The organism is Streptomyces sp. NPDC047022 (genome assembly GCF_040644155.1).
Taxonomy (GTDB): domain Bacteria; phylum Actinomycetota; class Actinomycetes; order Streptomycetales; family Streptomycetaceae; genus Streptomyces.
On the sequence record NZ_JBEYVV010000015.1, the window covers coordinates 31,946 to 45,062 of the forward strand.

16 protein-coding genes are annotated in these 13,117 nt (G+C 71.0%); 5 read left to right on the top strand and 11 right to left on the bottom strand.

The genetic code is table 11. The features are described from left to right. Positions 1–11 precede the first annotated feature (11 nt). Complete coding sequence (locus ABZ845_RS17725; RefSeq protein WP_360980004.1) at positions 12–755, bottom strand: GntR family transcriptional regulator; 744 nt, start codon at positions 753–755, stop codon at positions 12–14. A gap of 270 nt (positions 756–1,025) precedes the next feature. Here ABZ845_RS17725 and ABZ845_RS17730 point away from each other — a divergent pair, with 270 nt between their 5' ends. The 5 genes from ABZ845_RS17730 to ABZ845_RS17750 all read left to right on the top strand — a co-directional run bounded on the left by ABZ845_RS17730 (position 1,026) and on the right by ABZ845_RS17750 (position 7,500). After that, complete coding sequence (locus ABZ845_RS17730) at positions 1,026–2,477, top strand: MFS transporter (RefSeq protein ID WP_360980007.1); 1,452 nt, start codon at positions 1,026–1,028, stop codon at positions 2,475–2,477. 150 nt (positions 2,478–2,627) lie between these two features. Continuing rightward, the gene (locus ABZ845_RS17735; RefSeq protein ID WP_360980010.1) at positions 2,628–4,454 is read left to right on the top strand and encodes a gamma-glutamyltransferase; all 1,827 of its coding nucleotides are present in this window, start codon (positions 2,628–2,630) and stop codon (positions 4,452–4,454) included. Positions 4,455–4,601: 147 nt separating this feature from the next. After that, complete coding sequence (locus ABZ845_RS17740) at positions 4,602–5,447, top strand: inositol monophosphatase family protein (protein WP_360980012.1); 846 nt, start codon at positions 4,602–4,604, stop codon at positions 5,445–5,447. 137 nt (positions 5,448–5,584) lie between these two features. Beyond that, a complete protein-coding gene (locus ABZ845_RS17745; protein WP_360980304.1) occupies positions 5,585–6,994 on the top strand; it encodes an NAD(P)/FAD-dependent oxidoreductase in 1,410 nt (469 codons plus the stop codon). After that, on the top strand, positions 6,991–7,500 hold the full coding sequence (locus ABZ845_RS17750) for an O-acetyl-ADP-ribose deacetylase (protein WP_360980015.1): 510 nt from the start codon (positions 6,991–6,993) through the stop codon (positions 7,498–7,500). Before ABZ845_RS17745 ends, ABZ845_RS17750 begins: the two co-directional genes overlap by 4 nt. 43 nt (positions 7,501–7,543) lie before the next feature. Here ABZ845_RS17750 and ABZ845_RS17755 read toward each other — a convergent pair whose 3' ends face one another. From ABZ845_RS17755 to ABZ845_RS17800, 10 genes are read right to left on the bottom strand one after another with little or no spacing between them, the layout of a single operon-like run. After that, entirely contained in the window at positions 7,544–7,954 is a 411-nt protein-coding gene (locus ABZ845_RS17755) for a hypothetical protein (RefSeq protein WP_360980018.1), read from the bottom strand. A gap of 51 nt (positions 7,955–8,005) precedes the next feature. Further along, complete coding sequence (locus tag ABZ845_RS17760; RefSeq protein WP_360980021.1) at positions 8,006–8,299, bottom strand: gas vesicle protein K; 294 nt, start codon at positions 8,297–8,299, stop codon at positions 8,006–8,008. A 2-nt stretch (positions 8,300–8,301) separates the two neighbouring features. Further along, positions 8,302–8,541 carry a gas vesicle protein gene (locus ABZ845_RS17765; protein WP_360980024.1) on the bottom strand — a complete coding sequence of 80 codons (240 nt, stop codon included), beginning with the start codon at positions 8,539–8,541 and terminating at the stop codon, positions 8,302–8,304. Continuing rightward, positions 8,538–9,353: a GvpL/GvpF family gas vesicle protein gene (locus ABZ845_RS17770; RefSeq protein ID WP_360980027.1), complete on the bottom strand. Its 816-nt coding sequence runs from the start codon at positions 9,351–9,353 to the stop codon at positions 8,538–8,540. Before ABZ845_RS17770 ends, ABZ845_RS17765 begins: the two co-directional genes overlap by 4 nt. Beyond that, the gene (locus ABZ845_RS17775) at positions 9,346–9,735 is read right to left on the bottom strand and encodes a gas vesicle protein (RefSeq protein ID WP_360980030.1); all 390 of its coding nucleotides are present in this window, start codon (positions 9,733–9,735) and stop codon (positions 9,346–9,348) included. Before ABZ845_RS17775 ends, ABZ845_RS17770 begins: the two co-directional genes overlap by 8 nt. Positions 9,736–9,768: 33 nt before the next feature. After that, positions 9,769–10,965: an SRPBCC family protein gene (locus ABZ845_RS17780; protein ID WP_360980033.1), complete on the bottom strand. Its 1,197-nt coding sequence runs from the start codon at positions 10,963–10,965 to the stop codon at positions 9,769–9,771. Continuing rightward, positions 10,958–11,584, bottom strand: a complete 627-nt coding sequence (locus tag ABZ845_RS17785; protein WP_360980036.1) for a hypothetical protein — start codon at positions 11,582–11,584, stop codon at positions 10,958–10,960. Before ABZ845_RS17785 ends, ABZ845_RS17780 begins: the two co-directional genes overlap by 8 nt. Positions 11,585–11,627: 43 nt before the next feature. Beyond that, positions 11,628–11,885, bottom strand: coding sequence for a gas vesicle protein GvpG (locus ABZ845_RS17790; protein WP_360980039.1), 258 nt, complete (start codon positions 11,883–11,885; stop codon positions 11,628–11,630). 42 nt (positions 11,886–11,927) lie between these two features. Next, the gene (locus ABZ845_RS17795) at positions 11,928–12,641 is read right to left on the bottom strand and encodes a GvpL/GvpF family gas vesicle protein (RefSeq protein WP_360980042.1); all 714 of its coding nucleotides are present in this window, start codon (positions 12,639–12,641) and stop codon (positions 11,928–11,930) included. Positions 12,642–12,644: 3 nt separating this feature from the next. After that, entirely contained in the window at positions 12,645–13,082 is a 438-nt protein-coding gene (locus ABZ845_RS17800; protein ID WP_360980045.1) for a gas vesicle structural protein GvpA, read from the bottom strand. Positions 13,083–13,117: the final 35 nt, after the last annotated feature.

A 13,117-nucleotide genomic window follows, 5' to 3' on the forward strand; every position in this document is an offset into this window, starting at 1 on the left:
GGACTCCGGTGTCAGGGTTTCGCGTTGCGCATCAGTGCGGTGCGCACGTCGAGGGTGTTTTCGAGGGAGAAACTGACCATCCCGGGCAGGTAGCGGTCGTCGTGGTACTCCACGACCTCACCGTCCGCCGTGCGCGCCGTCCGCTGCTGCCTGAGCAGCGGGGATCCTTCGGCCACGTCGAGATGCGCCGAGTCGACCGCGTCGGCGGCGACCGCGTCGATGATGTGCGAGGCGGTGGAGAAGCCCACTCCTCGCGACTGCAGGTACGCCCAGATCGATCCCGAATCGCAGTCGAAGTCGAACAGGAGACGGCCGACGTGCTCGACGAACGTCGCGCGCTCCAGCATGGCGCGTTCACCGTCGAGGTAGCGCAGCCGCAGGACCTGTACGACCCGCGCTCCCTCGTCGATGCCCAGTTTCGACGCGGCGAGCGGGTCGGCCGGGCGCAGTGCCAGCTCCAGCGTCCGCTGCCCGGCCGTACGCCCGATCGCGTGCGCCCAGGCCGAGTAGGACAACAACGTGTCGAACGGCTGCGGGATCGAAGTTGTACACACCACCGGTGGCTTGCCGGACCCACCGGTAATGACACCTTCCGCCCGCAGGGTAGCAAGCGCCTGACGCACCGGTCCGCGTGAGGACTTCCACTGCTCGCAGAGCTGGGACTCCGACGGTAGAGCCGCGCCGATGGTCAGCTCACCCACGCGGATCTGTTCGCGGATGCTCTCGGCGATGACTTCGTGCAATGCCATGGACATGGGCCTGACTATACAGGTGTGGATCCGGCGTCTGTCACCCCCCGAAATCCCTGTTCAGGGTCGGGCCTGCTCCCCTTGGCGGCACCTTGAAGTGCTGCGGAGCGGGGCTCGGTGAACGGCTGTCGAACTCTGGGCGAAGCCGCGCCCAGGCTGTTGACGGGGCTCGACGGCCGTCCGGACGATACCTGTCATGACAGGTCTGGCTCTCACTGTCGTTCCCATCGCCGACGCGTCCCCCCTCGTCGGCACGACCAGTTCGGAGGCCGACGGGTGACCGTCCATCCCTCGCGTGCGACCGTCGCGAAATCCCTCGACGACGCCAAGCTCAGCGTCTTCCATCTCAAGGCGGCCGTGACCGCGGGCGCCGGATTCTTCACCGACTCCTACGACCTCAACGTCATCGGCACCGTGACCCTGCTGATCACCCCGCAGTTCCACCTCGGCAGCGGCCAGGTCGCCATGCTGACGAGTTCGACCCTGCTGGCGGTCGCCGCGGGCGCCATGGCGTTCGGACGCCTCGGCGACCTCCTCGGCCGCCGCCGTGTCTACGGACTCGAAGCGGTACTGATGATCATCGGCGCGCTGGTCTCGGCCCTCGCGCCGAACTTCGCGGTCCTCCTCGCCGGCCGGATCGTCCTCGGTATCGGCATCGGCGGCGACTATCCGGCCAGCGGCGTCATCATGGCCGAGTACGCCAACACGCGAAACCGCGGCAAGCTCGTCGGATCCACGTTCATCTTCTACGTCTTCGGGCAGGTCTCGGCCTACCTGGTCAGCCTTCTCGTGCTGGCGGTCGGCGTACCCGACGACATCGCCTGGCGCCTGATCCTCGGTGCCGGAGTCATCCCCTCCCTCCTGGTGCTCCACCAGCGCCGTCACATGCCGGAATCCCCGCGCTGGACGGCTCACCACCGCGATCCCGCGCAGGCCGCCCGGGACTTCGAGTCCTTCGCGCAGCGGCCGGTCATGTCGGTCGCGACAGAGGACCGGACGACAGAGGACCGGGTGAGGGAGACCCGCGGCGCGAGCGCGTCCCTGTCGAAGCGGCGGGTCCTGATCGCCCTCGCCGGCACCGCGGGCAGCTGGTTCTTCTACAACGTCGCCGTCTACGGCATCAACGTCAGCCAGCCGCTGCTCATCAAGAACATCGAGCCTGGCGCCACGACGGTGGCGAACATCGCCCTGAACGCCGTGCTCGTCGTCTGCTTCAGCCTGGTCGGCGGCATCGTCGGCCTGGTCGCGCTCGACCGGATGCGGCGACGCACACAGCAGGCCGTCGGTTTCGGGATATGCGCGCTGACGATGCTGCTCATCACCGTCGTTCCCGGCCTCAGCACGACGGTGATCCCCTTCGCGATCACCTTCGGGCTGTCCCTGTTCGGGAGCATGTTCGGGCCCAGTTACACGACCATGCTCCTCGCGGCCGAGTGCTACCCGACATCGATCCGCAGCACGTTCCACGGCCTGTCCTCCGGGATCGCGAAGGTCGGCGCCTTCGCCGGAGCGCTCATCGTGCCGCTCGTCCTGTCCGGCGGAGGCCTGCGGACCGTGACGCTGATCGCCTCCTGCTGCTTCATCGCCGGCATCGCGACGACCTTCCTCGTACGTGAGCCGGGCGGGCTCGCCCTCGATGACGTCAGCGAAGACCTCGTCGCCACGCCTGCCGCGGCTGCGGCCGGTGCTGCTGCGGCGGCCTCCCCGGTCGCGGAAGTCCAGGCGTGACCTCGGCCGGGATCGCCCCGCCGAGGCCGTTCGAGGGGTGGCACGGCGTCGGCCGTCCCGTTCAGGACCGACCGGCCCGGTAGCGCGATCCCGGCCCCGACGGAAGGATGCCCGTCGGGCCCCCGGCCCTGACGGGAAGGAGCGTGCCGTATGTTCACCACCCGCCCCACCCTCCAGGGCACCTTCGGCATGGTGTCCTCCACCCACTGGCTGGCCTCCCAGTCGGCGATGGCCGTCCTGGAAGCCGGAGGCAACGCGTTCGACGCGGCCGTGGCGGGCGCGTTCGTGCTGCACGTGGCCGAGCCGCATCTGAACGGGCCCGCCGGGGAGGTCCCGGTCCTCCTCGCCCCGGCCGGCGGTGAGGTGCGGGTGCTGTGCGGGCAGGGGGTGGCGCCCGCGGGAGCCACCATCGCCCACTACCGGGGGCTCGGCCTGGATCTCGTACCTGGCACCGGCCCCCTCGCCGCGGCCGTTCCCGGCGCCTTCGACGCCTGGATGCTCCTGCTGCGCGACCACGGCACGAAGTCCCTCGACGAGGTCCTGAAGTACGCGGTGCACTACGCGGAGCACGGGCACGCGCCCGTGGAACGCGTCGGCGAGACCGTCGAGAGCGTGCGTGAGCTGTTCGAGACCGAGTGGACCTCCTCGGCCGCGGTGTACCTGCCCGGTGGGAAGGCGCCCGCCCCAGGCGCACTGCTGCGCAATCCCGCGCTGGCCGCCACCTGGAAGCGACTGCTCGCCGAGGTGTCCGGGTCGGGGGACCGGGAGGCGCGGATCGAGGCGGCCCGGGAGGTGTGGCGGTCGGGATTCATCGCCGAGGCCCTCGTACGGCAGGCCCGGCGGCCCACGCTGGACACCAGCGGCCAACGCCACACCGGCACCCTGGCGGCCGGTGACCTGGCCTCGTGGTCCGCCACCTACGAGACCCCCGCGACCTACGAGTGGAACGGCTGGACCGTCTGCAAGCCGGGTCCCTGGAGCCAGGGGCCCGTCCTGCTCCAGCAGCTCGCGCTGCTCCCCGCCGAGCTGCCGCGATACGGCTCCGCGGAATACGTCCATCTGCTGATCGAGGGCTGCAAGCTCGCCATGGCCGACCGCGAGGCCTGGTACGGCGACGCGGCCGAGGTGCCGCTCGAGGCTCTGCTCTGCGACGAGTACAACGCCGTACGGCGCGCTCTCGTGGGCGATGAGGCTTCCCACGAACTGCGCCCCGGAGCGCCCGGGGGCCGCGTCCCCCGGCTGAGCGGGCACGCGCGCGTGGTGACCACCGGCGATCCCGGCTTCGATCCCCCGGGGGCCGGGGAACCGACGGTCGCGCGGAGCCGGTCGTCCCGGGCGCCCGGAGAACCGGGCGTGGCCGCCGACGGGACCACCCGGGGCGACACCTGTCACCTCGACGTCGTGGACCGCTGGGGCAACATGGTCGCCGCCACGCCCAGCGGCGGCTGGCTGCAGTCCAACCCCGTCGTGCCCGAGCTGGGCTTCCCGCTCGGCACCCGCCTTCAGGTGGCCTGGCTGGAGGAGGGCCTGCCGGGCTCCCTCACCCCGGGCCGCCGCCCCCGCACCACGCTCTCCCCGTCCATCGCGCTGCGCGACGGCGTGCCCGTGCTGGCCTTCGGGACGCCCGGGGGAGACCAGCAGGACCAGTGGCAGCTGCACTTCTTCCTGGCCGCCGCCCTGCGCCCCGCAGTGCGCGGCGGCCTCGACCTCCAGGGCGCCATCGACGCCCCGAACTGGCACAACGACGGTTTCCCGAGCTCGTTCCACCCGCGCCGCATGCGCCCCGGCAGCGTCACCGTCGAGTCGCGCATGGACGTGGGGGTGGTCGAGGGGCTGAGGCGACGCGGCCATGACGTCACGGTCGCCGACGCCTGGTCCGAGGGCCGGCTGTGCGCGGTCGCCCGGGACCCCGGGACGGGGGTGCTGTCCGCCGCGGCGAATCCCCGGGGGATGCAGGGGTACGCGGTCGGCCGCTGATCGTGGGCGGTCTGCGAGCGGCACAAGGAGCCGCGACGGCGCGGGGCGCCGAGACCCGTGACCTGCGAAGCCCCGAATTCATGCCGATTCCATCCGTCGTACACCGGGCCGGTGGGGATTGTCAGTGGCGGATGCTCTCATGGGGGCATGAATGGAGACATCGAAACCATCGAAGAGTTTCTGGCCCACCGCACGTCCGACGTGGAAGAGGCCGTTCGCCAGGCGGCGGCCACGGAGATCATGCCCCGCTTCCGCCGGCTCGCGCAGGACGAGATCGACGAGAAGAGCGGCCCGCACGACCTGGTCACGGACGCCGACCGCAATGCCGAGACCTATCTCACCGAGGCGCTCGCCAAGCTGCTGCCGGGCTCGGTCGTGGTGGGCGAGGAAGCCGTGCACGCCAACCCGGCGACCTACGAGGCGGTGCGGGGCGAGGCGCCCGTGTGGATCGTCGACCCCGTCGACGGCACGCGTCAGTTCGTCCACGGCGACCCGGGCTTCTGCACCCTGGTCGCGCTCGCCCGCGGCGGTGTAGTGCTCGCCTCGTGGACGTACGCACCGGCCCTCGGCCGGCTCGCCACCGCCGTCAAGGGCCAGGGCGCCTTCCTCGACGGCGAGCGGCTGCGCTCCGGCTCGCCCGACCCCGGGCGCGAACTCGAGGTCGCCACCTCCCACCCGTACTACACGACGGACGAGCAGAAGCGCGCGCTGCTCGGTCTGCAGACAGAGGGCGTCCGCCCCCGCTTCTGCGGTTCGGCGGGTCTCGAATACCTGCGCATAGCCGAGGGCCGGCTCGACGCGACCGCCTTCTCCTGGGAAGCGGCCTGGGACCACGCGGCCGGGCTCCTGCTGGTGGAGGAGGCGGGCGGAACGCACCTCACCCTGACGGGGGAACCGTTCCGGATCACCGGTGGCAACGCCCTGCCGTTCACCGCGGCGAGGGACGACGCCACGGCCCGTCGAGTGATGGGACTGCTGTCCGGCGGCGCCTGAACTCCCGCGCCCCGGCGCGGAATGCGTCATCGCCGCTTCGTCCGCCGACCGCCACCCGCGGCCGGACGACGCCCGCCCCCGGCATATCCTGATGCCGAGCGCGCGTCGGCTGACGAAGGAGTCCGAAGGTGCCGTCGATACACGATGCGGTCGTGGTGGGAGCGGGGCCCAACGGACTGACGGCTGCCGTGGAGCTGGCCCGCCGCGGGTTCTCCGTGGCCGTCTTCGAGGCGCGCGGCACCGTCGGCGGGGGCGCCCGCACCGAGGAACTGACCCTGCCCGGATTCCGGCACGACCCCTGTTCCGCGGCCCACCCTCTCGGTATCAACTCGCCCGCCTTCCGTGCCCTGCCCCTGGAGCGCTACGGCCTCGAGTGGCTCCACGCCGAGCTGCCGATGGCCCACCCGTTCCCGGACGGCACGGCGGCGGTGCTGTCCCGGTCCGTCGCCGAGACGGCCGCCTCGTTCGGGCCGCGCGACGCGGGAACGTACCGGCGGCTTGTCGCACCCTTCCTCAGCCGCTGGGACACCCTGGCCCGCGACTTCATGTCGCTTCCGCTCACCGCCCTGCCCCAGGACCCGCTGACGCTGGCCCGCTTCGGCCTCACCGGTCTGCCCCCGTCGACCTGGCTCATGCGCCGCTTCCGCGACGAGCGGGCGAAGGCCCTGTTCGCCGGGCTCGTCGCCCATGTGATGGCACCGCTCGGCGGATTCGCCACCAGCGCGGTCGGCCTGGTCTTCGCGCTGGCCGCGCACGCCCGCGGCTGGCCGGTCGCCCGTGGCGGCTCCCAGTCCATCTCGGACGCGCTCGCCGCATACCTGGAAGACCTCGGCGGGACCATCCACACCGACTACGAGGTCAAGCGCCTGGACGACCTGCCCCCGGCGCGCGCGTACATCTTCGACACCTCGCCGACCGCCCTGGCCCGGATCGCGGGCCTCGGCCGCTACTGCGAGGGCTACCGGTACGGCGCCGGCGTCTTCAAGATCGACTACGCCCTGGACGGACCGGTGCCGTGGACCGCACGGGAGCCGCGCGTCGCGGGCACGGTGCAGATCGGCGCCGACAGCGCGGAGATCGGTACCGCCCTGCGTGCCGCGTCCCGCGAGGGCCGGGCACCGGACGTGCCGTTCCTCATCACCGTGCAGCCCGGCGTCGCCGACCCCACCCGGGCCCCGGAGGGCAAACAGGTCTTCTGGGCCTACGGCCATGTGCCGAACAACTGGCGGGGCGACCTCACCGACGCGATGGAACGCCAGCTGGAGCGCTTCGCGCCGGGCTTCCGCGACCGCGTGCTCGCCCGCGCCACGGCAGGCCCTCCCGAACTGGCCGCCCGCAACGCCAACTACGTGGGCGGCGACATCGCCTCCGGCGCGGCGTCCGGACTCCAGCTCCTGCTGCGTCCGAGACTCTCCCTGTTCCCGTACAACACCCCGCACCCGGCCGTCTTCATCTGCTCGTCGGCCACCCCGCCGGGCCCCGGCGTGCACGGCATGTCGGGGCACAACGCGGCGAAGGCGGTCTGGAGGGGGCTGAGGCAGACATGACCACGATCACCCTGGCCCAGGGCGACATCACCCGGGAGAGCGCCGACGCGATCGTCAACGCGGCCAACTCCTCGCTGCTCGGCGGGGGAGGCGTGGACGGGGCCATCCACCGGCGCGGTGGCCCGGCGATCCTCGAGGAGTGCCGTAGGCTCCGCGCCTCGCGCTACGGCAAGGGACTGCCCACGGGCAAGGCGGTCGCCACGACGGCGGGCGAACTGGACGCACGCTGGGTGATCCACACGGTGGGCCCCGTCTTCGCGGCCACGGAGGACCGCTCGGAGCTGCTGGTTTCCTGCTACCGGGAGTCGCTGAAGCTCGCCGATGAACTCGGCGCCCGCAGCGTCGCGTTCCCCGCCATCTCCACCGGCGTGTACCGGTGGCCGATGGAGGACGCTGCCCGTATCGCGGTGGAGACGGTGCGGAACACACCGACGTCGGTGGAAGAGGTGCGGTTCGTCCTCTTCGATGACCGTGCGTACGAGGCGTTCGCCCGGCAACTCGGCTGACGGAGTCCACGGGGGGTCCGTCCGGACGTGCCGCCGGAAGGGCTCAGATCCGGCCCCCGGTGAGCCGGGTCAGCGGGCCCGTCCGTGGCTTGGCCGTGGAGCGGCCCATGGCGAACGCCGCCCCGGCGACACCTGCCACGGCCGTCGCCGCTCCAGCCACGACCGCCTTGCGATGTTTGACAACCGCCCACGCCGAGCCCGCGGCGGCGGCGACCCTGGCAGCGTTGGCCTCGACCGCCTCCCGCCCGCTCTGGATCCCGACGGCCGCCGCGTGGGTCACGCTCTGGGCGGCATCACCGGCCGAACGGGCGCTGGACGCCGTCGACTTCTTCGCCTCCCGCGCCGACTCCTTGGCCTGCTGGGCCGTACCACGCGCCGTCGCCGCCCGGGAGGCGGCGGACTTCTCGGCGTCCGAAGCGGTCGCATTCCTGGTGTTCTTGTTCTCGGTGGTCATGGTTCTCCGTCTGCCCTCGGTCACGTGTGGAAAACAGGGAGTCCGGCCTTGTCACAGATCGCGCGGAAGCAATGAACCCAATGGGCCGAGATCCAGATTCAGGTCATTCGGTGTGAGGTCGTACCGCTCGCACAATTCCTCCATGCGTTCCTGGAGGACCATCAGCGTCATGCCGATGCGTTCCTCCTGCTCCTCACTCAGATCGCCCTGGTCCACGCGGTGGATCGCGGTCCTCTCCATGAGCTGGCGCAGCAGTTCGACGATGGTGAGGACAAGTTTGATGAGATCTCTTTCCACCGTGTCGGGGTCCGCCTGCAATCGCTGGTGTACGGGGTTTTCCGGCATGGTCACAACTCCTGGTCACGCGGCCGTGGAAGCGCGCAGCGAGGCGCCGGGTCGTCCGATGTGATCGACCGGATGACCGCGCGGAGGTTGATATGAACCAGGTCCACGTCGGCGATGCTCAGCACCACATCGCCCGTCAGCACCGCCCCGCCGTTCAGCAGCCGGTCCAGCAGGTCGATGAGGGCAACGGGCGGCCCGGCGAGGTGATCGGGTCCGTGGGTGCCCCTGGACTGCGCGCTCATTCCCGTTCCCCGCTGTTCACGCGCTCCCGCGCGGCTTGCGCCGCGAAGGAATACGGTGCCCACGGTCCGGTCACCTCGATGCCGACGCCCGGCTCGTCGCGTGCGAGCGCGCTCAGGCTCCCGCGGAACTCGTCAACCGCGTCCAGCGGCACGAGGTACGACTCATTGGCCACGTTCTCGCCCCGCCCGCCGGACCATTCGCCCTGCTGGGGACGGTGCACCGCGCGGGCCGTGGCGAGCGCGTCCGCCTTCCGCGCCGCGGCCTCCGCGATGGTGGACGCGGCGCGGGCGGCATACCGCACGGTGTTCCGCTGGGCTCTGCGGCGACGCAGGTAGGCCCGGCCGGGCGTCGAGGCAGCCGGCCCGGTCTCCGGCTGTTCGGGCACGGCGTGCGAGACGGCGTGCGGTACGGCGTAGACCTTCACTCCCAGCTCGACGTGGCCGTCGAACAAGCGCAGCAGCTTCTCGAAGTGCGTGTACTGCTCGTCGAGCACGGCAGCCACCCGCGGCTCGTCGCGGTACACCGTGGCGAGGCGCATCGGCAGGACCGTCGTCTCGGCGAAGGCCGCGTCGACGACGGCATGGTGAGCCCGGGCGAGGCTCTCCAGGCGGCCCAGGTCCTCCAGTTGCGCCATGAGGCTCGCCTCCGCGAAACGGTCGGCCGGCACGGGCGACACCAGGGCGGCCAGACCGCGGCTGCCCACCAGCCGCAGGGCATGCCGGTCCACCCCGGTGACCAGGCTCGTCAGCCGGTCTAGAGCCCGGTCGTCCCGGCCGACCGCGTAGACGTAGAGCATCTCCGCGTCACTCATGGCCGTCCCTCCGGTCACCCGATGCCAGGTCGGCCGCGGCGCGCAGGCGGGCGACCTCGGCGCGCAGCCGTACGTTCTCCTCCGTCAGCTCGGTGGCAGGGGCGCGGGAGCCGGACGAGGCACCGGAGGACAGCGAGGGGTCGTGCTCCCACCAGTCGATGCCCATCTCCTTCGCCTTGTCCACGGACGCCACCACCAGGCGGAGTTTGATGGTCAGCAACTCGATGTCGAGCAGATTGATCTGGATGTCGCCCGCGATCACGACGCCCTTGTCGAGGACCCGCTCCAGGATGTCGGCCAGGTTCGCGGACGACCCCTGTCCCGCGTACGCGGGCGTGGTGCGCGTCGGGGCGGGCAGCCGGCCGCTGAGTGAATCGGACACGTCGTCACCCTTGTCTGTGTCGGCCGTCCCGGATCATGCCCGCGCGTCGGCGTGGCGCCGACGACGGGAGGCGTGGGGGGCCGGTTCGTCATCGTGCTCGGGCTCGTCGTCCTCCACCCGGTCGTCGGGCTCGCCCTCCTCGTCGTATGCCTCGGGTTCGTCGTCCTCGTACGGCTCCTCGCCTTCGTCGGTGAACCCGTCGTCGTAGCCCTCGACGTCCTCCTCCTCGTAGGGCTCTTCGTAGAGCTCGTCGGCCGCGTCCTCGGCGGGGAGTTCGTCATCGGCGCCGTCGTGGGCCGCATGAGCGTCGCCGTCTTCCGGGTCGCCCTGCTCCTGTACCCCGCCCTGCTCCTGTTCCGCGGACCGTTCCTGTTCCCGTTCCTCGGCCTGTTCGCGTTCGACGGCGTCGTCGTGGGTGACGGCGACTTCCCCGTCACGGACCTCGCCGCGCCAGCCGTCCGTCGCCTCGCCGCGCATCATGATGAACTTGCGGAAGAGCTTCAGGTCCAGCCGCGCACGGCGCCCCTGAGCGCGCCAGATGTTCCCGGTCTTCTCGAACAGGCCCTTGGGGAAGTACTCGAGGACGAGCAGGACCTTGGTGAGGTCGGCGGTGACGGCGTGGAAGGTCACGACGCCCTTCACCGTGCCCTTGGCGCCCTCCGTCGTCCACGAGATCCGCTCGTCGGGGACCTGCTCGGTGACGTCGGCCTTCCAACTACGAGTGGACTTGGCCACCTTCACCTTCCAGTTGCTGGTGGTGTCGTCCGCCTTCTCCACGCTCACCACCCCCTTGGCGAAGGTGCTGAACTCCTGGAACTGGGTCCACTGGTCGTACGCCTCGCGCACGGGCACGCCGACGTCGATGTCCTCGACGATGGTGACACTCTTGGACTTGCCGCCGCCCGACTTGCGTCCCTTGCCGAACAGCCGCTTGACCCTGTCCTTCACCGTCTCTTTGAGATGGGAGGCGCCCGCGGTCATCGCCGCCTGCGCGGGGGACCTGCCCTCGGCGAGTGCCTGGCCGCCCTTGGCGAGGCTCTTGAGCGGGCCGCCGACGCCGTCGCCGGGCCGGGCCAGCTTGGTGACGCCCTCGCCCAGTCGCCGGCCGAGGCCGGTGACGGTGTGCTCGGCGCGGGCGAGCAGGTAGTTGCGCAGCTCTTCCTTGAGGCGGTCGGCGGCGGGGCTGGCGAGTACGTCATTCCTGATCTTGCCGAGGGTGGAGTCAGGCATGGTCGTCACCGCCGCTCTTGCGGGCCGCGGTCGTCCTCTTCTTCGCGGCGCCCGAGCGGGTTCCACCCGTCTTCTCGGTCCCGGACTTCGCGGAGCCGGTGCGCCCGCGGGTGGCCGCGCCGGTGCGGCGCGCGCCGCCCTCCGCTGCCGAGCGGGCCCGCTTCGCCGGAGTGCGCCCGCCGTCCCCGGACGCCTTGCCGCCGCTGCTCCCCGACGTCTTGCGGCGTGCCGTCCGATCGTCGCGTTCATCGCCCGGCGCGTCCTCGTCCCGCTCGTCGCGAGCGTCCGGCTCGTCGTCGCGCACCGCGCCGCCGTCGGCCCCGGGGGCGTCGAGCGCCTCGGTGCGCCGCGCGAGGGAGGTGGCGAGACCAGCCGCACGCTGAGTGAGGGCCTCGGTGGCCGCGGAGCGTGTGGCCTCCACCAGTTCCGTTCGTACCTGCTGGTTGAGACCATCGAGGGCAGGCGAGTTGGCGATCAGCTTGCCGACCCGCCTGGGGTCGAGGTCGAGCTTCTTGCCGGCCAGGAACAGGCCCAGTCCCATGGCCATCTTGGCCTTCTTCGTCCGCCCCAGCAGATATCCCCCCACCAGAGCGACGGCTATCTTGACGTTCTTCGTCATGGTGTGTACACCTCGGTCTCTCCTCTTCCTTCGTCGCGGATCATCAAGGGTTTCCGCCGCCTTTCCGCCGGTGGCGCTCGATCTCTTCCAGCCGGTCGAGCAACTCGTCCTCGCGGCGTTCGTACTCCTCCTCGGATATGCGGCCATCGGTCAGCGCGCGTTCGAGCTCCGCCAGTTGCCGCCGTACGGGCTCGGGGTCGTAGTACTCCTGCTCCGCGGCCGTCATCACCTGATCGATGACCCAGAAGGTTCCCCGGACGGGGGCAAGCGGCAGAGTGAGGATGCCGGTGAACAGGCCCATGGCCGACTCCCTTCCGGTCCGGCGGTGGACGCGCGCGGGCGCTCAGACGAAGCTGTACGGCGGAAGGGGGCCCGTGAGGGTGAACGTGTAGGCATCCCCGCGCCGGTCGGCCTCGCGTTGCACGGCCCGGACGAACGCCGCAGTCTCCTCGTTCCGGACGAGGAACGACAGGCTGAGGAGGTGGCCGCCGCCGGCTTCGCCCACCGACACGCTTGTCGCGTTCGGGGTCAGCGCGTTGCGGAGTTCCTCTCCTTCGGAGGCGCGCCGCGCGTCCACCTCATGGGAGACCATCTCGCCGAGGGCGAGGCGCTCTTCGTGGGCGGCGGGGTCGGCCAGGGTCCGTTCGCGCAGCTCCCGCACAGGGCCGGACCGCATGACGATCTCACGCAACAGGTCGTCCTCGTCGCGTGCGACCTTGAGGCTGTACTCGACATGACCGTCGAGCTGGGCCAGCCGGGCGCGGTAGCCGTCGCTCTCCGCGTCGAGTGCCGCCGTGACCTGGTCGTCGTCCGGAGCGAGGTGCCCGAAACGCATGGGGAGCGTCGCGCCGTCGGCCATCAGCGCCTCCAGCACGCCCTGGTGGGCCCGCACATCACGGCGTTTGGCGCGCAGCGCCTCGGGCGCGTCGCTGACGACCGCGGCGAGCGTGTCGGTCCGTACGGCCCGGAGCGCGGTCGCCGGCTCGCCGACTCCGTGCACGCCCTCGAGACGCAGCGGATGGTCGGCACGGGTGATGCCGTAGACGTAGGTGGGCACTTCTCACTCCTCACGGCGCTGGGCCGACTGGCGGCTGGACGTCGACTTGCGCGCCGGGCGCCTGCGTGGCTCTTCCTCGGGTTCGTCACGTTTCCCCTGCAGGGAATCCGTGAAAGCCTCGACGGCCCCGGTCAACGCGCCTTTGGACTTCCCCTTCGCGCCGCTCTCGGTCATGTCGCCCACGAGATCGGTGAGTTGGCTGGGAGCCTTGCGGCCCGACTCCAGATCGAGGCGGTTGCACGCCTCGGCGAACCGCAGATAAGTGTCGACACTGGCGACGACGACACGAACGTCGATCTTGAGTATCTCGATTCCCACCAGAGATACCCGCACGAATGCGTCGATGACGAGGCCTCGGTCCAGAATGAGTTCGAGGACGTCGTAGAGATTTCCTGATCCGCTTCCTCCGGAGGTGGGGCTGTTCTGTTGAACGAGGGTCATGGAGAACTCTTTCCGTTGATCCGTCCCGGTGCCGT

Coding starts and splice junctions, on each gene's coding strand:
- ABZ845_RS17725 (WP_360980004.1), bottom strand. CDS start 755: ATGTCCATGGCATTGCACGAAGTCATCGCCGAGAGCATCCGCGAACAG.
- ABZ845_RS17735 (WP_360980010.1), top strand. CDS start 2,628: ATGTTCACCACCCGCCCCACCCTCCAGGGCACCTTCGGCATGGTGTCC.
- ABZ845_RS17740 (WP_360980012.1), top strand. CDS start 4,602: ATGAATGGAGACATCGAAACCATCGAAGAGTTTCTGGCCCACCGCACG.
- ABZ845_RS17750 (WP_360980015.1), top strand. CDS start 6,991: ATGACCACGATCACCCTGGCCCAGGGCGACATCACCCGGGAGAGCGCC.
- ABZ845_RS17755 (WP_360980018.1), bottom strand. CDS start 7,954: ATGACCACCGAGAACAAGAACACCAGGAATGCGACCGCTTCGGACGCC.
- ABZ845_RS17760 (WP_360980021.1), bottom strand. CDS start 8,299: ATGCCGGAAAACCCCGTACACCAGCGATTGCAGGCGGACCCCGACACG.
- ABZ845_RS17765 (WP_360980024.1), bottom strand. CDS start 8,541: ATGAGCGCGCAGTCCAGGGGCACCCACGGACCCGATCACCTCGCCGGG.
- ABZ845_RS17770 (WP_360980027.1), bottom strand. CDS start 9,353: ATGAGTGACGCGGAGATGCTCTACGTCTACGCGGTCGGCCGGGACGAC.
- ABZ845_RS17780 (WP_360980033.1), bottom strand. CDS start 10,965: ATGCCTGACTCCACCCTCGGCAAGATCAGGAATGACGTACTCGCCAGC.
- ABZ845_RS17785 (WP_360980036.1), bottom strand. CDS start 11,584: ATGACGAAGAACGTCAAGATAGCCGTCGCTCTGGTGGGGGGATATCTG.
- ABZ845_RS17790 (WP_360980039.1), bottom strand. CDS start 11,885: ATGGGCCTGTTCACCGGCATCCTCACTCTGCCGCTTGCCCCCGTCCGG.
- ABZ845_RS17800 (WP_360980045.1), bottom strand. CDS start 13,082: ATGACCCTCGTTCAACAGAACAGCCCCACCTCCGGAGGAAGCGGATCA.